19 protein-coding genes are annotated in these 17,999 nt (G+C 63.9%); 10 read left to right on the forward strand and 9 right to left on the reverse strand.

Annotation, left to right across the window (positions count from 1 at the left end):
* Positions 1-2: 2 nt before the first annotated feature.
* The 3 genes from FXB40_RS08750 to FXB40_RS08760 are packed head-to-tail and all read right to left on the reverse strand — an operon-like array spanning position 3 to position 4,755.
* Positions 3-2,816 (reverse strand): DUF4159 domain-containing protein, encoded by a 2,814-nt coding sequence (locus FXB40_RS08750; protein ID WP_148771809.1) that lies wholly within the window; start codon positions 2,814-2,816, stop codon positions 3-5.
* Entirely contained in the window at positions 2,813-3,757 is a 945-nt protein-coding gene (locus tag FXB40_RS08755) for a DUF58 domain-containing protein (protein ID WP_148771810.1), read from the reverse strand. Before FXB40_RS08755 ends, FXB40_RS08750 begins: the two co-directional genes overlap by 4 nt.
* The gene (locus FXB40_RS08760; RefSeq protein WP_148771811.1) at positions 3,757-4,755 is read right to left on the reverse strand and encodes an AAA family ATPase; all 999 of its coding nucleotides are present in this window, start codon (positions 4,753-4,755) and stop codon (positions 3,757-3,759) included. Before FXB40_RS08760 ends, FXB40_RS08755 begins: the two co-directional genes overlap by 1 nt.
* Before the next feature lie 279 nt (positions 4,756-5,034).
* On the opposite strand from FXB40_RS08760, the gene FXB40_RS08765 reads away from it, so the two are divergent.
* The 5 genes from FXB40_RS08765 to FXB40_RS08785 are packed head-to-tail and all read left to right on the forward strand — an operon-like array spanning position 5,035 to position 8,632.
* Entirely contained in the window at positions 5,035-5,646 is a 612-nt protein-coding gene (locus FXB40_RS08765) for a DUF1285 domain-containing protein (RefSeq protein WP_148771812.1), read from the forward strand.
* Positions 5,643-6,323, forward strand: a complete 681-nt coding sequence (locus tag FXB40_RS08770; RefSeq protein WP_148771813.1) for a CoA pyrophosphatase — start codon at positions 5,643-5,645, stop codon at positions 6,321-6,323. Before FXB40_RS08765 ends, FXB40_RS08770 begins: the two co-directional genes overlap by 4 nt.
* Complete coding sequence (locus tag FXB40_RS08775; protein ID WP_148771814.1) at positions 6,320-6,586, forward strand: DUF6111 family protein; 267 nt, start codon at positions 6,320-6,322, stop codon at positions 6,584-6,586. The genes FXB40_RS08770 and FXB40_RS08775 overlap by 4 nt, the downstream gene beginning before the upstream one ends.
* Before the next feature lie 22 nt (positions 6,587-6,608).
* Positions 6,609-7,865: a CCA tRNA nucleotidyltransferase gene (locus tag FXB40_RS08780; RefSeq protein WP_148771815.1), complete on the forward strand. Its 1,257-nt coding sequence runs from the start codon at positions 6,609-6,611 to the stop codon at positions 7,863-7,865.
* Complete coding sequence (locus FXB40_RS08785) at positions 7,862-8,632, forward strand: sulfite exporter TauE/SafE family protein (RefSeq protein WP_148771816.1); 771 nt, start codon at positions 7,862-7,864, stop codon at positions 8,630-8,632. The genes FXB40_RS08780 and FXB40_RS08785 overlap by 4 nt, the downstream gene beginning before the upstream one ends.
* Before the next feature lie 647 nt (positions 8,633-9,279).
* Here FXB40_RS08785 and FXB40_RS08790 read toward each other — a convergent pair.
* A complete protein-coding gene (locus FXB40_RS08790) occupies positions 9,280-10,104 on the reverse strand; it encodes an outer membrane protein (RefSeq protein WP_187436740.1) in 825 nt (274 codons plus the stop codon).
* Positions 10,105-10,404: 300 nt separating this feature from the next.
* Between FXB40_RS08790 and FXB40_RS08795 the strand changes: the two genes are divergently transcribed.
* Positions 10,405-11,190 (forward strand): tetratricopeptide repeat protein, encoded by a 786-nt coding sequence (locus tag FXB40_RS08795; RefSeq protein ID WP_187436741.1) that lies wholly within the window; start codon positions 10,405-10,407, stop codon positions 11,188-11,190.
* A gap of 1,167 nt (positions 11,191-12,357) precedes the next feature.
* On the forward strand, positions 12,358-13,431 hold the full coding sequence (locus FXB40_RS08805; RefSeq protein ID WP_148771927.1) for a TauD/TfdA family dioxygenase: 1,074 nt from the start codon (positions 12,358-12,360) through the stop codon (positions 13,429-13,431).
* A 484-nt stretch (positions 13,432-13,915) separates the two neighbouring features.
* Here the strand turns inward: FXB40_RS08805 and FXB40_RS08810 are convergent, their stop codons facing one another.
* From FXB40_RS08810 to FXB40_RS08820, 3 genes are all read right to left on the reverse strand, one after another.
* On the reverse strand, positions 13,916-14,164 hold the full coding sequence (locus FXB40_RS08810) for a DUF3551 domain-containing protein (protein WP_246207468.1): 249 nt from the start codon (positions 14,162-14,164) through the stop codon (positions 13,916-13,918).
* A gap of 157 nt (positions 14,165-14,321) precedes the next feature.
* A complete protein-coding gene (locus tag FXB40_RS08815; protein ID WP_347339752.1) occupies positions 14,322-14,717 on the reverse strand; it encodes a DUF3551 domain-containing protein in 396 nt (131 codons plus the stop codon).
* A 35-nt stretch (positions 14,718-14,752) separates the two neighbouring features.
* Entirely contained in the window at positions 14,753-15,109 is a 357-nt protein-coding gene (locus tag FXB40_RS08820; RefSeq protein WP_246207470.1) for a hypothetical protein, read from the reverse strand.
* Positions 15,110-15,624: 515 nt separating this feature from the next.
* On the opposite strand from FXB40_RS08820, the gene FXB40_RS08825 reads away from it, so the two are divergent.
* Genes FXB40_RS08825 through FXB40_RS08835 form a run of 3 tightly spaced genes read left to right on the forward strand, consistent with a single transcriptional unit; the run spans position 15,625 to position 16,854 of the window.
* Positions 15,625-16,002, forward strand: coding sequence for a hypothetical protein (locus FXB40_RS08825; RefSeq protein WP_148771822.1), 378 nt, complete (start codon positions 15,625-15,627; stop codon positions 16,000-16,002).
* 15 nt (positions 16,003-16,017) lie between these two features.
* Positions 16,018-16,263, forward strand: a complete 246-nt coding sequence (locus FXB40_RS08830; RefSeq protein WP_148771823.1) for a hypothetical protein — start codon at positions 16,018-16,020, stop codon at positions 16,261-16,263.
* 42 nt (positions 16,264-16,305) lie between these two features.
* Positions 16,306-16,854 carry a methylated-DNA--[protein]-cysteine S-methyltransferase gene (locus FXB40_RS08835; protein WP_148771824.1) on the forward strand — a complete coding sequence of 183 codons (549 nt, stop codon included), beginning with the start codon at positions 16,306-16,308 and terminating at the stop codon, positions 16,852-16,854.
* A 22-nt stretch (positions 16,855-16,876) separates the two neighbouring features.
* On the opposite strand, the gene FXB40_RS08840 is transcribed toward FXB40_RS08835, so the two are convergent.
* Together FXB40_RS08840 and FXB40_RS08845 are read right to left on the reverse strand one after the other, a co-directional pair.
* On the reverse strand, positions 16,877-17,356 hold the full coding sequence (locus FXB40_RS08840) for a hypothetical protein (protein WP_148771825.1): 480 nt from the start codon (positions 17,354-17,356) through the stop codon (positions 16,877-16,879).
* Positions 17,353-17,928 (reverse strand): methylated-DNA--[protein]-cysteine S-methyltransferase, encoded by a 576-nt coding sequence (locus FXB40_RS08845; protein WP_148771826.1) that lies wholly within the window; start codon positions 17,926-17,928, stop codon positions 17,353-17,355. Before FXB40_RS08845 ends, FXB40_RS08840 begins: the two co-directional genes overlap by 4 nt.
* Positions 17,929-17,999: the final 71 nt, after the last annotated feature.

Raw genomic sequence — 17,999 nt, forward strand, 5'->3', positions numbered from 1 at the left:
TCCTATTGCCCGAGACGTTCGATCAGGGCGGGTGCGTGCACCTGGTCGGCCTTGTAATTGCCGGTCAGCGTGTACATCACGATGTTGACGCCGGCGCGGTAGGCGAATTCGCGCTGGCGCGGTTCGCCGGGCGTCAGCGGCAGCATCGGCTGGCCGTCGGGACGGAGCGCCCAGGCGCCCGCGAGGTCGTTGGAGGTGATGATGATCGGCGAGACGCCGTCGCCGCCGCGCGCGGGCTTTTGTGCGGTCTCGTCGTCGTCCTCGCGCGGCAGCGCTTCCACCCAGGTCTGGCCCGAATTGAAGCGGCCGGGGAAGTCGCGCAAGAGATAGAAGGTTTTCGTCAGCACATGCTCGCGCGGCACCGGCTCGAGCTCGGGCACGTCGAGCGAGGACAGGATCTCGCGCAAGGCCTGCATGCCCGGCGTCTGCGATGCGCCGTTCTCGCCGGGCAGTGCTTCGACCGCATCGCGGGTGTCGAAGATCACGGTGCCGCCCTGCTTCATATAGGCGTCGATCTTGTTGATGGCGTCCTGCGGCGGTTTTGGCGCGCCCGGCACGATCGGCCAGTAGATCAGCGGGAAGAAGGCGAGCTCGTCGCGCGCGGGATCGATGCCGACGGGGTCGCCGGCCTCGAGCGCGGTGCGCTGCGCCAGGAACAGCGTCAGGCCCGACAGGCCGGCCTTGACGATGGAATCGACGTCGGCATTGCCGGTGACGACATAGGCGAGGCGGGTCTGCGAGGTCGACTTCATCGCGAACTCGTCCGATGCGCTGTCGGCGCGCGACGGCGTCGGCGACAGCACCGCGACGCCTGCGAGCACGAAGCCAAGCAGGATCATGGCAGGCGCAGCGCGACGGCGCACCAGCGCGGCAAGACCACCGCCGAGCAGCGCCACGATGATCGCGTCGACCAGAAACAGCGCGAGCGCAGTCGACAGCAGCCAGCCGCGCAAGTCCCGCGGCTCGGCATTGGTGTAGGTGGCGTGCCGGGCGCGCAGGCCCGCGGTGTTGAGGGCTGCGATGCGGTCGGCGTTGGCGAGCGTGTTCACGGCGAGCGGTCCTTCTGCCGGACCGTAGAAGCCGGGCGGATGATCCGGCGTGGCGCGGTCGCGATAATCAGCCGTCAGCGGCTTGGCGGTGGCCGGCGGCGGCCCGAATGCGCCGAAGCCATCGAGCATGCGCAGCGGCGCCAGCGTCTCGGCGGTCGCCTCAGTGGCAACGCCGGGGCCGGGCTTGGCGGTGTAGCCGGACATGTCGACGACACGCCTCAGCATTTCGACGAAGGTGCCCGACATCGGCAGATCCGACCAGCGCATGTCGGCGCTGACATGGAACAGGCTGACAAGGCCCTTGCCGCGATGCTCGCCGGTCACGAGCGGCGTGCCGTCTTCGAGCGAGGCCCAGCTCTTGGTGGCGAGCACCGCATCGGGCTCGGCCAGCACCTGCCGGCTCACGGTGACGTCCTTGGGCACGACGACGCCGGCAAACGGACCGTCGGCTGCGAAGGTGGCGAGATGCTGCGGCTTCTCCCAGGTCAGGCTGCCGCCGAGCGTGCGGCCGCCCTTGCGGAGCTTGACCGGGACGAGATCGTCTTCGGCCTGCGCCAGCCGGGGGCCGGCGAACCGCACCAGCACGCCGCCCTGGTCGATCCAGGCGTTGAGCCGTTCGCGCAATTCCGGCGCGACGGTGCCGACATCGGCCAAAATGATCATCGGCAGCTTCTGGTCGAGGAATTGGGTGATGCCCTGCTGCGGCGAGCCCTTGTCGGCGAGCCGCACGTCGGCGAACGGCGCCAGCGCGCGCGTCAGATAGAAGGTCGGCGCCAACAGCGGCTGCGCGGTCTCGCTGCTTGCGCCCGAGACGATGCCGATGGCGCGGCGCCGCCAGCGCTTGTCGAGCAGCTGCACCGCGCCGGCCGAACGCTCGCCGGATATCTCGAGCCGCGAGATGTCGTTGCGCAGCTCGACCGGCAGGTCGAACGCCGCCTCGGTTTCCTTGTCCTGCAGCCCAAACGTGAAGCGTGCCTCGCCGATCGGCGACGCTTTCTGGTCCAGCGCCCGCACGGTGCCGGCGGCAATGCCGCTGTCGGTGCGCAGCACCTTCACCGTCATCTTCGCAGCCGCATTTTCCGCCGCGACCAGCGCCAGCGGGGAGGAGGTGCCGCCTTCGAACACCGTCAAGCTGCGATCCCCGATGGTCTTGCCGAGGCCAGCCATGAACTCTTCGCCGCGGCCGGTGTCGACGCCGTCAGACAGCCAGGCGATTTCGCAGTCGCCGGTGGCTTTCAGGAAACGATCGATCGCGGTGAGGGTTTCAACGCGCTCGATCGAATAGGGCTTTGGCACGATCTGCCGCAGCGCAACGCGCGCCGCGCCCGCCGGCATCAGCGTGATGTCGCGGTTCGGCTCGGACAGCGGCACCAGCGCGATGGCGCGGCGGTCATTGTCGGCATTGGCGATCAACTCGTCGGCGGCCCTGATCCTGATGTCCCAGTTCGAGGCGGCGCTCCAGCCGTCGTCGAGCATGATCATCAGCGGCGCCTTGCTGGCGGCAAGGCCCGTCCGCGGATTCCAGATCGGCCCGGCGGCAGCGAAGATCACCAGTGCTGCGGCGAGCAGCCGCAGCGCGGTCAGCCACCACGGCGTCCGCGAGGGGGTCTCTTCCCTGGGGGCGATGTCGAACAGCAGGCGGGTCGGCGGAAACTCGATGCGGCGCGGCCGCGGCGGCATCACGCGCAACAGCCACCACAGCACCGGCAGGCTGATGAGGCCGATCAAGAGCAGCGGTTCGGTGAAGGCGAGCGGCAATCCCATCATGCGGCCGGCCCCGCCTTGATCGAGGTGGTGCGGGCGCCTGACTTGCTCACCTGCATGCCGGCATGGAGGAACAGCAAGAGCTCGGCGGCCGAGCGGTCGGTCGAATGCGTCGTGAACAGCCAGTCGAGCTTGTTGGTCTCAGCGCGAATCTGGTCGCGGTGCAGCGCCAGCCGCGCGGTGTAATCCTCCGCCCAGCTCTCGGCGCGGCCGGCGGTGATCACGCCAAAGCCTTCCGGCTCGACGAACTCGACGCGGCCCGAATAGGGAAACGATTCCTCGGCGGGATCGACGATCTGCACCAGCGTGCCATGCGCGCCGGAGCCGGAGAGCCCTGCCAGCGTGGTTTTGATCTCCGCGATCGGCGACCAGAAATCCGACAGCAGGATGGTTTCGGCCAGCGCCGCAGGCACGAAGGACGGCGGCAGGCTCAGCCGGACGGCATCATCATGCAGCATCGCCTGCGCCATCTTGTCGATGACGCTGCGGCTTGTGGTCGGCGCCATCAATCCGGGAATGCCGACGCGCTCGCCGCCCGCCACCAGCAGTTCGGCCAGCGCGAAGGCGACGATCAGAGTGCGCTCCAATTTGGATTCACGCGCGGTCTTGGAGGCGAAGGCCATCGACGGCGAACGATCGGGCCAGATCCAGACCGTGTGCGACGCTTCCCATTCGAGCTCGCGGACATAGAGATGGTCGTCACGCGCCGAGCGGCGCCAGTCGACATTCTGCGACGGCTCGCCCGAAACGAAGCGACGGTATTGCCAGAAATTCTCGCCGGAGCCGGCGCGGCGCCGGCCATGCAGGCCGTGGATGACGTTGGCGGCGATGCGGCGGGCCTCGAGCACCAGGCGCGGCAGCGAAGCGGCGAGCGTACGGCTTTCGCCATCGGCACGTCGGATCGCTACTGTCTCCTTCGCTGTGTGCCCGGTCTCTGCGGCCATCAACCGATCCGTGTCTTCAATTGCCGGATCACGTCCGGAATCGTGCGGCCTTCGGCGCGCGCCTGGAACGTCAGCGCCATGCGGTGCTTCAGGATCGGCTCGGCGAGGTCGAGCACGTCGTCGATCGAGGGCGCGAGACGTCCGTCGATCAGCGCGCGGGCGCGCACGGCGAGCATCAGCGACTGGCTGGCGCGCGGGCCGGGGCCCCAGGCGATGAACTTGCCGGTCTCGCCGCTGTCCGGACCCGGACGGGCCGCGCGTACCAGCGACAGGATCGCTTCAACGACGGAATCGCCGACCGGCAGGCGGCGAACCAGCCGCTGCGCCGTGATCAGCGCATCCGCGCTCATCGAGCCCTTGGCCAGCGTCTCCTCGGCGCCGGTGGTCTCGAACAGGATGCGGCGTTCGGCGTCGCGATCGGGATAATCGACGTCGATCTCCATCAGGAAGCGGTCGAGCTGCGCTTCGGGCAGCGGATAGGTGCCTTCCTGCTCCAGCGGGTTTTGCGTTGCGAGCACGTGGAACGGTTTTGGCAAATCGTGGCGCGCGCCGGCAACGGTAATGTGCTGCTCCTGCATCGCCTGCAGCAGCGCCGATTGCGTGCGCGGGCTGGCGCGGTTGATCTCGTCGGCCATCAAGAGCTGCGCAAAGACGGGACCGGAGATGAAGCGGAAGGAACGCTTGCCCGCGGTGCTCTCATCTAACACTTCGGCGCCGAGAATATCCGACGGCATCAAATCGGGCGTGAACTGGATGCGCTTGGCATCGAGACCGAGCGTGACGCCGAGCGTCTCGACCAGCTTGGTCTTGGCGAGGCCGGGCACGCCGATCAAGAGCGCGTGGCCGCCGGAGAGGATCGTGACCAGCGTGTTCTCGATCACGCGATCCTGGCCGAAGATGACAGACGCGATCGCGTCCTTCGCCGCACGCACCTGGCTCGACACCTGCTCGGCCGAACGGACGATGCCGTCTTCGAGTTTCTCGACACTTTCCGCCATCCGTTAGCTCCTTAAGCCTGCCACGCGGCTATCTTGCGTCGTCAAATGATCTCATCACGCTGCATCATGGGCCCTATGCTAGACTTGCAGGAAGGCCATGTATTCGTTGAATTAACCTATCCCCACCTTATCGGCTTAGGGTTATGTAGGGCATCACGAAGTGGCGAACTCCACACCGGACTAATCCGGGGGGGTGGAACCGCGCACCGATTTACAACGTAGACCTGCACCAATCGTGCCAAACGACATCCGTGCGAAATGACAAAGTCAGGGCAAACCATGGCGAACCAAGGGCAGAGCGCCGATCGTGGTCTTGAGGGGCTGACTGCCGCCGCCAAAAGTGCTGCCAATACCGAAGGCGCCAAAAAGGGATTGCCTCCGGTGCATCTGTGGAATCCGCCGTTTTGCGGCGATCTCGACATCCGAATCGCTTCCGATGGTACTTGGTTCTACATGGGCACGCCAATCGGGCGCCACGCGCTGGTCCGCCTGTTCTCGACCATCCTCAAGCGCGAAGGCGACAAGCATTTCCTCGTCACGCCGGTGGAGAAGGTTGGCATCCGCGTCGACGACGCACCGTTCATGGCGGTCGAGATGCTCAAGGACGGCGAAGACAACCATCGCGTGCTGAGCTTCCGCACCAATGTCGACGACTGGGTCACCTGCGACGCTGCGCATCGGCTGCGTTTCGAGCAGGCCAGGGACGGCGGGTTGACGCCCTATCTGCATGTCCGCGCCGATCTCTGGGCCAAGGTCACCCGCGCGCTCTATTACGATCTTGTTGACATGGGCGAGGAGCGGATGGTCGATGGCCAGCCGATGTTCGGCGTCGAGTCGGCCGGCGAGTTCTTCGCCATGGCCGACGCGGAGCAGGTGAGGGCCGCGCTTTGAACAAGCCTATCTCCAAAAGCGAGAAGAGCGAGCCGGTTGCTTTCCGTGCGGCGGATTTCTTTGCCCGCTCCAGAGCGAGGCTCGGCTTCGACGTTCCGCCCGGGCTGTTTGATCCGAATATCGTCCCCGCCTCCGGCGATCCCGGCACCGACAAGATGCTCGAGATCGTCGCGCGCGAGCAGCCGGTGCGCCCCGCAGCGGTGCTGATCGCGGTGGTCGATCATCCCGAGCCGACCATCCTGCTGACGCAGCGTTCGGCGAACCTCAACGATCACGCCGGACAGATCGCCTTTCCCGGCGGCAAGATCGACGCAACCGATTCCTCGCCGCTAGACGCCGCGCTGCGCGAGGCGGAGGAGGAGGTAGGGCTGTCCAGAGATTTCGTCGAGCCGATCGGCTATCTCGATCTCTATGGCACCGCGTTCGGCTTCCGCATCCTGCCGACGGTGGCCCGGGTGCGGCCGGGCTTTCAGCTCACCATCAACCATTCCGAGGTTGATGACGCATTCGAAGTGCCGCTATCCTTCCTGATGAATCCGGCGAACCACCAGGTGCACAGCAAGGAATTCCGCGGCATGGAGCGGTTTTACTATGCGATGCCGTTTGCGGAGCGCTACATCTGGGGTGCGACGGCCGGAATGCTGCGTGTGCTGTATGAGCGGATCTACTCATCATGATCCGGCCGGTCCTGACCGAGATCGGAATCTTCCTCATCCCCTTTGCCGTCTATGCGTTGTTCCTGGCCGCCACGCGGTCGGGCCTGTTCGTGCAATCGTCCTGGCCGATCACCGTCGTCGCGCGCCTGGTGCTGGCGGCGCTCGTGCTCGTCATCGCCGGACTGATTGGGTTAGCGCATTTCTCCGGCGCCGCGCCGAACTCGACCTACGTTCCCGCCCATATCGAGAATGGCAGGCTCGTGCCGGGCAGGGAAAAAAGCTGAATGGAAAGATAAGGGCCGGACGATGAGCGCGGAGCCGATACTTGCTGGTGCGCCCTGGCTGACCTCAGGCGGGACGGCGCGCGTCCTGCAACTGCTCAACGCCAATGGCGAGGAAGCGCGCGTGGTCGGCGGCACCGTCCGCAACGCGCTGCTCGGCCTGCCGCCGGGCGACACGGATATCGCGACTACGGCGCGCCCCGACGAGGTGGTGCGGCGCGCGAAAGCTGCCGGCATCAAGAGCGCGCCGACCGGTATCGACCACGGCACCGTCACGCTGGTCATCGACAGCGTGCCTTACGAAGTCACGACGCTGCGCGAGGACACCGAAACTTTTGGCCGCAAGGCCAAGGTCGCCTTCGGCCGCGACTGGGTGAAGGACGCCGAGCGGCGCGATTTTACGATGAACGGCCTGTCGGTCGATGCGAACGGCGTGGTCTACGATTATGTCGGCGGCATCGCGGATGCCAGGGCACGCCGCGTGCGCTTCATCGGCGAGCCTGACCAACGCATCGCCGAAGATTACTTGCGCATCCTGCGCTTCTTCCGCATCCATGCCGCGTTCGGCGCCGGCGAGCCCGATCGCGACGGCTACTTCGCCTGCATCCGCGGCCGCGCCGGCCTCGCGACGCTGTCGGCCGAACGCGTGCGCATGGAGATGCTGAAATTGCTGGTGGCGGGCGGCGCATCCGCAGCCGTGCTTGCCATGGCCGATGCCGGCTTGCTGCAAACGCTGATCGGCGGCGTCGCCTATACCGGTCCGCTGACGGCGATGATTGCGATCGAGCGTGCACTCGATCTGCCGGCAAGCAGCACGCGCCGCCTCGCCACGCTGACAGTGGCCGTGACCGAAGACGCCAAGCGCCTCGCGACCCGTTTGAGGCTCTCCAATGCGGAGGCCAAGGCGCTGGATTCCATGGGGCATCGCTGGTGGCGCTTCGCCACCAAGGACGAAGCCAATGCGCGGCGGCTGCTGTACCGTCTTGGTCCCGAGCGTTATCACGATCGTGTGTTGCTGGCCTGGGCGCGCAACGGCGGCGACGTGACCTCGTCTCGCTGGCGCGAGCTCGCAGAGCTGCCGCAACGCTGGACCGCGCCGAAATTCCCGCTGCGCGCCGCCGACTTCATCGCGCGCGGAATGGCGGAAGGACCCGCGCTCGGACATGTGTTGACACTCGCCGAGGACGCTTGGCTTGCGGCGGATTTTCCACTAGAGGAAACCGCACTCGCTGCCATCGCCGATCAAGCTGCGGCACGCATCAGCCGCGATGAGAAAACGTGACCATCGTTTCAGGCTTCGCCGACATCTCGATTTTTCAGCTGCTGCTGGTCGCGTTGATGGCGTTGTTTGCTTCGATCATCGGTGGTCTCGCCGGCTACGGCACCGGCGCGTTGATGCCGCTGGTGCTGGTGCCGCTGGTCGGTGCCGAGCCGGTGGTGCCGATCATTGCGATCTCCGCGCTCTTCACCAATTCCAGCCGTGCGATTGCCTACCTCCGCTATGCTGATCGCCGCCGTGCGCTGATCGTGCTCGCCTGCGCGGCCTTGACCACCGCGCTCGGCGCCTACGGCTACACGCGCCTCACCAATGCCGGAGCTGCGCTCGTGATCGGCACCATGCTGATCCTGAGCGTGCCGCTGCGCCGCGTGCTGCGGAGCCGCCAGGTCAAGATCGGCGACACCGGCCTCGCCGCGGGATCGGTCGGCTACGGCGTCCTGGTCGGCGGCACATCGGGCTCGGGCGTGATCCTGCTCTCGCTCTTGATGGCCGCAGGCCTCGAAGGCGCCGCCGTGATCGCAACCGACGCGATGGTCTCGCTCGGCACCGGTCTGATCAAGATCTCGGTGTTCGGCCTCGCCGGCGCCGTCACCGCACAGGTGCTCGCCTTCGCGCTGCTGATCGGCGGCATCGCCATCCCCGGCGCGTTCCTCGCCAAAGCCTTCGTCGAGCGGATGCCGGTGCATATCCACACGGCGATCCTCGACGTCGCGGTGATCACCGGCGGGCTGGTGATGATCTCGGCTGCGGCGCGGCAGCTGATCGGGTAGATGGCCCTGGCGTCAAGCGGGGTTGAGGCACCGATGCTATCGCAGCGCAAGCAAAAGCTGGTGCGCGATTCGGAACTTTCGGAAAATTACGAGGTAGACCGGATGGCCAATGGTAGGGAGTGCCGCCTGTAGTGCATTCTGACGTGCCTGGGCTGGTGAAAGCCCGTCAGCCCAGCAAATTGGCCTCAGCTCAGCAGCCCCGAGTTGGGGCCGATTTTTGCTGGCAATTGGCAGTGGGAATGGGCCACCGGTCATGGTGTCAAAGGATCTGCCCGAACAAGATTCCAGCGTGAGGCCTGGGAGGACAACCAATGTTCTGGGTATTTTGGGACACGATGCTCAAGCGTGTCCGTATCCACCACCAGGACTGCGGAGCGTGCCGAAACGGCCAGGGAATGCAGCAGGGAAGTATCCGCGTTGGCCGCGGCAGCACTTATTTCTGGGAGGAGTTTCCCAGCTATCCAGAGGCCCTCCGGAAAACCGAGCAGCTTCGCCGAGCGGGCATGATTGCTCAAGGCTGTCGTGTCAATTGCAGCCTTTGCCATCCAGAACGTGCAAACAAGGATTCGGCTTAAGGCGCATCAAGGACGCCTGTCAGACGCCGGCGTCACGTTCGGCGAGCAGCGGCGACGATGTCCCGTTCATCTCTAGAAATTGTAGTTCAGGCCGACGCGCACCAGATTGCCGTTGTTGTGAAATTTGTACGTGATCGTGTTGTTCGCATCGCCCGGAATCGGGGCGTAATCCAGGGTGAGGTTTCGCCTGCCAAGATCGTAATAGAGGTATTCGACCTTGGCTCTCCAATTGCTGGCAAATGCGTACTCCAGGCCGCCGCCCGCCGTCCACCCGACGCGAACCGACGACGAGCTGGCGCTGATCAGAAATGGGCCCGCGCCGTTCGGCACGCCAATGGTATAGATGCTGTCATCGACCTGGCCATAGGCGAGGCCAGCGGTCGCAAACGCAAGCAACCTGTTGTTCAGGGTCGTAAACCCGAGGCGACCGCGTACGGTCCCAAGCCAGCCCAGCTTCTGGGTCGCGGATTCGGTATTGGCGTCGATGAAGCCGCCGCCGATGAAAGGGGTCACCGGGAAGACGCGCGTGTCGGTCTTCTTCAGACCACTGTAGTTGATGTCGGCTTCAATACCCGCGACCCAATTTGACCCGAACTGGAAATTGTATCCAGCCTGAGCCCCGCCGGTGAAAGCGGTATCACGGACATTGAAGCTCGGGAATTGGCCAACGGCCTGGCGCCCGGAAAAGTCAACGCCGGTGGTCGTAAATGACAGCGGGTCCGCACGTGTGTCGTTCCATATGACGCCCACGTTGCCGCCCAGGTAAAACCCTGTCCAACTGTAGGCGACCGGTGCCGCTACCGCAGGCGCCGCCTTGTAGACGGGTGCAAGATCGGCCGCGTTGACCGATCCAGAGACCACAATCGTGGCGATAGCAGCAGAAATCCACGCCCGCACAGACCATCTCCCGTTAGCCCGTGAGCTTATCTAATCACAAGCACGCGACGATACCTGTGCACTTCAGGCAACACCCTGTGAAATACTGATGGAAAATCGAAGTTCCACTCGGCCATGGTTAACGAACCAGTCGAGCTGCGCCGCCGACCAAGGAGGCGGGGATCAGCGCCCAGGGGAATGGCAAACGGCTATCCCGGCTCCTCCCGTCGATTGCGGAAGCCACATGTGATGCAGATGCGCTCCACACTATGCCGGTTGTTTCCATGGCTGACCGTGATGGCTCTCGCGGGAGGCCCCACGGTGGCTGCCGCAGATGACGTGGACACCTGCGCTAGGCAATCCGGCGACGCGGCCATCGCGGCATGCTCCCGCGCCATTGCGTCGGGTGAGTTCAGCGGCGAGGAGCTTGCGAAAATCTACCTGAACCGCGGCGTCGAACATAGAAGCAAGAGCGAACTCGACAGCGCCATCGCCGACTACAGCGAGGCGATCCGGGTCGACCCCAGGCGCGTCGCTGCCTACTTCAACCGCGGTAACGCCTGGCAGGCCAAGGGCGAATTCGATCGCGCCGCCGCCGATTACAGCGAGACCATCCGGCTCGATCCTGGCCACGCCAGGGCCTACAACAACCGCGGCGTCACCTGGTCGGAGAAGGGGGCGGCCGATCGCGCCATCGCCGACTACAATGAGGCCATTCGCCTGGATCCGAACTACGTCGAAGCCTACAGCAATCGCGGCAACGCCTGGATCGCCAAGGGCGACCGCGAACGCGCCATCGGCGATTACGATTCTGCGCTCCGCCTCGATCCGAAATATGTCGAGGCCTACGACAACCGCGGCGACGCTTTCCTTGCCAAGGGCGATCTCGACAGTGCCATCGCGGATTACGACGAAGCGATCCGGCTCAATCCGAAGTTTGCCAAATCCTATTACAATCGCGGCGTGGCGCGCGAGAAGAAGCGCAGTCTGCCAGAGGCACTGTCCGACTTCGAAGCATATGGGCAACTCGTTCCGTCCGACCCGGATGGCCCGAAGTCCATGGCGCGCGTCAAGACAGAATTGAGCGCGATGACGGGGCGACGCTGAGGCTGGATGTGGCCGACGCGCACGCTGCCGGCACTCTGTCCGACCTGTGCTCACGACCCGAAGCGGGCATTCCGCACGGCTCGAAACGTTCGAGCCATGCTAACCTATGTCTCTGATGCTCCGCCGGGCGACGTGAACTAGCGGCGGCCCGATTGCTTGATTTCGGCTTGCCTGATTTCGGCTTGCTTGATTTCGGCGATGCGCTTTTCGCCGGGCAACTTGCCCCCGGCCAGCAGGCTGGTGCAAAGCCACCGAGATTCTCTGGGTTGCGCGCCAAGGAAAGCCTTGGTCTCTACGCACTCCGCGTAAGTGTTGTAGCTGAGCGTGTCTGTGCACGTTGGCGAGAAAAGACTATTGTCACCCCCTCCGGGATTATTGCTACATCCGACCCAGGGGGCGTTGCCGACCGGGAAACTTGTTTCGCAACCACCGTTGCAGCTGCGGGCTGCTCTCTCCAGCTTGGCAAGCCTCGCCAATGCTGAACCCGGCGCATACGACGGCGTTTGAGCTGATGATGAGCCGGATGTCCGGTGGTGGGAGGTCACGATCCTTGGCCCCTGCCTCGGAACAACAACAGTCGGTCTTGCCTTCGGTGCTTCGACCGAGACGGCGGGAAGCGAGGAGTTTGGTGTGGTTTGCGACATTGCCGTGCCGCTGCAAAGCAAGACAGTTGACAGGGTAACGAGGACTGACGGCACGGCGAAGCCAAATGACGATCGCATAAGGTACCTCCCCAAATCCGGGACGGAACAGCCGTCCCGAGACCAAAAGTTGTATCATAGCATTCCGCTACCAGCAATTCGGAGGGCGCCATGCCATCTGCGCCATCGACATGGCGGCCGACAGAGCGCCGCCCGCTTGCGCCGTTGCGATGTCGGCATCGCGCCCTTCTGTGACCTCCAGTGATGTCCGCTGGTGCGCCGTTGTTGGCAGAGAAGCGGGCGTCGAGTGTATTGCCATGACCGTGCACTCGGCTTGCGGCTGCGCTTCAGCGAGGGGCACGAGTCATTCGTTTGCGTTCCGTCGCAGATCTGATCTCAACGTTATGTGCGACGATTGCCCGGCCCATGCATTGTGCCTGGCCAAGTTGCAAACAAGCAGTCGGCACAATATCGTCGATGGTCCGACGCTCTTTCTGGCGATCAATCTGCTCAGGAAACAAACACCATGAATGTGGTCTCAGCGACCCGCGGGATCAATCGCCCTCCGGGGAAGATCGAAATCCCATCTGCCTGGCTAGGTGCCGAGATGAAGGCCAATACTGATCGATGGTTGATATCGCTTGCGGCCAGTGAGATCGCCGAGCTTGAGAACGCGGCAAAATCCTATCTTGGTCGAAGCAAGAAAATCGCCGACATCACCAGGGACAGCTTTCCGCTTCCTCATTTCGGCGCGCATCTGGAAGGGCTCAGGACAAAGCTGTTGACTGGCCTGGGCTTCGAAGTCATCCGCGGTCTGCCGGTGGCCAATTACAGCCAGGAGTTTGCGGCGACGATATTTTGCGGGGTGGGCGCGCATCTGGGATCGGCGCGGTCCCAGAATGCGGCGGGGCATATTCTCGGTCACGTCCGTGACGTCGGCGCCGATGCGAGAGATCCGAACACCCGGATTTATCAAACGTCGGAACGGCAGACTTTCCACACGGATTCGTCCGACGTGGTTGGGCTGTTATGCATTCGCGAGGCGATGGAGGGAGGCGATTCCCTCCTGGTCAGTACGACGACAATCTACAACGAGATGTTCGACAGGCATCCCGACCTTGCCGCTCTCCTGTTCGACACAATCGCGACAGACCGGCGCGGCGAGGTGCCGGAGAACGAAAAGCCGTATCTTGAAATCCCGGTGCTGAATTGGCACGCGGGATTCCTGACCGGGTTCTATCAGCGCCAGTATATCGATAGCGCACAGCGCTTTCCCGATGCGCCGAGACTGACGCCGGCTCACGTCGAGGCGCTCGATCTCTTCGACGCGCTCGCCAACGACTCCAGCTTGCATTTTGGCATGCGGCTTCAGCCGGGTGACATGCAGTTCGTCTACAATCATGCTCTGCTGCATGATCGGACCGGATTCCGCGATTGGCCCGATGCGAACCAAAAACGCCATCTGCTGCGCCTTTGGCTCAGCATGGAAGGTGACCGGCCGCTGCCTGATTGCTTCAAGCAGCGCTATGGCTCGATCGAGATCGGCAACCGCGGCGGCATTATCACCAAAGGGACCAGTCTCAACGTTCCGCTGGATTGATGGACTGGCTCAAGCGCCTACGGGCTGTGCACGCTGTTCAGAAACCGCTCCTTCTCGCCAGGTGCATAACCCTGACAAGCACCGTAATACGCTTCAGGTTTGTCGCAGTCCGGGGTGCCGGATCGGTCTTGGAGCGGCTGGCGAAGTGGCGCGTAGGCAAAGCTCGACGCGGGAGCCGTGTGCCGGTGACGCGCCGGCGCCGCGTTCGCAACGCCACACAGGGAAATCAATAGGCTCAAGGCCAAAACCGAACGCATCGCTTTTTTCTCCAGCTGCCCTTGTGTCCTTAACTAAGGCTAGGCTGCAGAGTCCCAACGGGTGTCGGCTTCACGACGGGTCACATCCCCGGCATCAGGGACCCGCACGGCGCGAGCGATCATGCGATTTGGCAAATGTCGCTTGCGATATCGCAGGCTGGTTATCCGGCGTATGACCCGCCGGTCCGTATGTGGAAGTCGTCTTTGCCGAGATCCAGCGATGTCAGCTATTGCGCCGTTCGGCGCGTTCGGGGCTGCGGAGCCTGCTGCTGGTTGAACCTCACGCGCGGGTTGATGTCGCAGTAGGTGTTCCACCGGCCGGATGACGAAGCCAGGCACTGTTCTCGCGTCGAATACATGCATTCGCCGGGACGGCCGAGCCCGCCGCCGAAGACGCACCAGGGATAGTCGCGCTCAGCGTGCGCTGCGGGAGCAAGCCCCGCCACCATGAAGACAACCAGCAAGGCGATCCGCATGAGATCCTCCATCATATCAGCCGAACGGCAGGTGCCGGACGCCGGATATCGCTAATGAATTGTGGCCTCAACAGCAAGCATCAACCCGGCGTTACACGACATCGTTCCTGACGAATTGCGAAAGCTCCGCGCGCAATTGCTGCCGCCGCAATCGCACCTATCGGAGACGCAGACCGCGGTCTGGAGGATACGGTGGCTGCGCGGACGGAGGTTGCACGTAAGGGTTCGCCACGCACATGGCGGACAGGCCCGCAGCGGTCGCTCTACACTCGTCCCACGAACTGTACCGGCACGAAATAGAGCTGGAACCGCCCCATTCCCACTTCTGAAGGCAAACCGGATAATTGCCGCCGAACCGTTGAGCTACGGCTGGAGCGGGCGCAGACATTGCGATCCAGATGATCAGGAGAATGGGAAGCGCGCGCATCATGCGACTCCGAGGATTTGCGGATCTCAGGGCACTGCGAACCACAGAGATTTTCGGCTTTCCGGGCACGGCGGCAATACTAGGCCGCGCTCCTCCGCAGCCGCAACAGCAAAAGCAATAACGCATGCACGTCCCTGCCTCCGATGGTTCGTCTGCCGCTCCTATTCGATCGTTGCATTCACCGTCATGACCGACCTGCCTGAGCCGTATGGACCCTTTCCCTCACCATAGATGGCGAACGTATCGTTGCCCTTGTAGCCGGATGCCGCGGTGTACCTGAACGTCGTTACGTTGATCTGTCTCAGCGTCCCGTGCGCGGGCTTCTGGGAGACTCCCGAGTTATGCATCGCTCCCGGAAGTCGCATCGGGAAATTGCACGTTTCGCCCGGCCTGACCGCGAAGTAGGCCGTCATGTCGACGCCAAACACGGATGGATTCCCGGTGACCCGGCACTCGGAGACGGCGAAGGCCGCAACCGGCGTCAGGCTCATGACAGCAGCGACAGCCAACGCCCGCATGCTCGTCTCCCGTGAGGATGAAGTGGCATCCGCGGGCAATTGATCCCGAAGCGTCGGGAGAACCATTGATTTGAATCAACATGCCGACCGGTGTCGACCAGGCGAGACGCGGGTACGATCTCAAGCGCGCCTGCTTATCGTCCTCGTCCGTGTGGCCAACAGACCACAACCGCCGACACCGTCTCCATGCCCGGGGATCTCGGACTTGGGCCCGCCTGGAGCATTCCATCGGCGCGCACCACCACTTCGGAATGTGGCGACACGGCAGCCCGCTCGAGCAGCTCGCGCAGCCTGGGATCCAGACCATCCCCACGCGCGGCCGCAATCGCATTGAAATTGGTCAGTGACATGATGCCTCGGCTCCCTTGCTGATCAAGATGGGAGCTTGGATCGACCGTTGCCGGGGGCCACTCCGGATCCTGCTCTCAAATCGAACTCGCCCGGAATTTGAAGCGAAGAAGCGGAGTGCCGGCGAGGCGCCGGCGCGCTATGCGCCACGGGAGGAGAGGCGCGATATGACGATCGACATCGAGATTCAAAGACTGGTCAATTTCGAGACGGCGACCGATGGAACTGCGGTCAAGCTCATCGTAGCCGACGTCGCGAACCGCGAGATCGGCATCATCCTGAAAATCGAGACGCTGACGGCTTTGCTGATGACGCTGCCCGCGATGGCATCGAGCGCCGTCAAGCGCGCCCATAACGACCCGAGCATGCGGATCACATATCCGCTCCGCGAATTCGAGATCGAGTTCGGGCCCGACAACCTCCGAATTCTGACGATCGGAACGCCTGATGGCTTCGAGGTCTCGTTCAGCCTCACCGAGGATCTCTCGCTGGAGCTCGGCCAGGCCCATCTCAACGGCGCGGGACAGCGCGCCAAAACCCACTAGCAAGACCCATCAGCAATGAGTTTCTCGCCCCTCAATTTCTACACGTTCGCTGCAGCGCGCGGACAATTCCTGAGACCCGATGTCCAGGCGCTCCTCAAGGAGGCGCCGGTTGGCCTCTTCGCCGATCTCCTCGCCCCGCACGACCCGGATGTCCGCCGCGAGGCCGAAGCCCTGAGGACGCGGCTGGATGCGCTCTTGTTTGCGCAGCCCCGGCCCCAGGCGCTCCCGCTCGCCTCCAACGTCGTTCGGCTCCGTCCATAGTTCGCATCGGCCTCGCCGAACCAGCCCCAGGAACTCCCTCACATGTGCAGTGACAACACGTCCGACCTCCATGGCCGCAACGACTACGTCCAGTACGTGTCAGCCAAGTGCTCGCTGGGCTTCGTTCTGACCGCCGTCTCGCCGGATGGGATCTGCTCGATCCTGTTCGGCAACACCCGTGACGAGCTCGACAAGGCGATCCGATCCGAGTTTCCGGACAGAGACCCGACTTACGGCGGCTACGGGCTCGACGGAATCGGCGCCCAGACGGTCAATGCCGTCGAGGCACCTCGCGCGCAGATCAGCGTGCCTCTCCGTCTGGTCGGAACGGCCGCGCAGGTTCGCGTCTGGCAGCTGCTCCAGAGCGTTCCTGCCGGCGATATCATCACCTACGAACAGATCGCGCAGCGGCTGGGTGCGCCGCATACTCCTGAAACGGTCAGTCTCGCGTGTCTCGCAAACAGGATCGCTGTCGCCATTCCCTGCCATCGTGCCGTAGTTAGTCGTTGCGATATCGGCCCGTATCGGTGGGGCGTTGAGCGAAAGCGCGCGCTGCTCGATCGCGAGCTGCGTCTCCCTGTCGAATTATGAATGCGATGGAAAGCGCGCGCGTTTACAAAGGGCGCCGCCGCTGTTCGATAGATGCGAAGTCGATCACCCGAGCGTTCTCATCTGCTTGCGTCTGTGCGGCCTGCTTGCCCGGTGACAGCGCGAACTGCCGTTCCATGGTGCGCCGGCCGGTCGGATCATGGTCTTCCACGCTCTCGATATCCGTCACCTCGATGGCGATGATCGGATTGGCCGCGCTCGCCATGCCGGTGGCGTCGACAAGGGGCTGCAAGACGAGGCGGGGCGTGTCGGGATTCGCCAGGGCGATGCTGAGCAGCTTCTTCAACGGCCAGCGAAGATGGACCCAGTGTTTGACGATGATCGACCAGTCGTGACCGTCCTTCAGCGCGCCGTTGAGAAGGCCGTTCGACAGCGGATCGTGCGGAAAGACGCCGAGACTGTTGGCGATATCGATGGCATAGGCTCCCTTCGGCAGCAGCACGAAGAGACCGATTCTGTCGCCATCCATCCTGACGAGTTTCATGCCTCGGTCTCCTTCCGAAGCAGGTCGCGCTTGCGCGCGATGCCCCAGCGATAGCCTGCGAGCTCGCCATCCGCGCGGATGACCCGGTGGCAGGGAACGGCAAGCGCGATCGGATTGGCGGCGCAGGCGTTCGCCACCACGCGGGCGGCGACCCGCGGATAGACATTGTTGATCAGCCGGGCGAGATGCATGTAGCTCATCGTCTTGCCGACGGGGATTGCGCGGATCTGCTCCCAGATGCGGAGCTGAAGCGGAGTGCCGCGCATGTCGAGCGTCAAGTCGAGGCCCACGGAGGGTGTCCGCGCATAGCGGGCCACCTTCGCGAGATCGTCGTGAACCATGACCTCGTTCGCAACCAGGGTTGCCTCGGGAAAGCGTGTGGCGAGATCCGCTTCGAGCTCGGCCGTGTCGTCGCCGAGCAGAATCGCACAGACGCCCTTTGCGCTGCGGGCGAGCAACACCTTGCCCAAAGCAGTGTCGGCAATCGCGAAGAAGAGAATGTCGGTCGCCGTGTTGGCGGGCTCGACGGTGGCTCGGCGCCGCAAGGCGGCTTCGGATGTCATGAGGTTCATGATGTCGCTCCTGAGTTGTCCTCATGATCGAAGCTACGCGCACGCGCGGCTGTCCAAACTCCGTTGTTTGC

Origin of the sequence: Bradyrhizobium rifense, from assembly GCF_008123425.1 — a bacterium.
Taxonomy (GTDB): Bacteria; Pseudomonadota; Alphaproteobacteria; order Rhizobiales; family Xanthobacteraceae; genus Bradyrhizobium; species Bradyrhizobium rifense.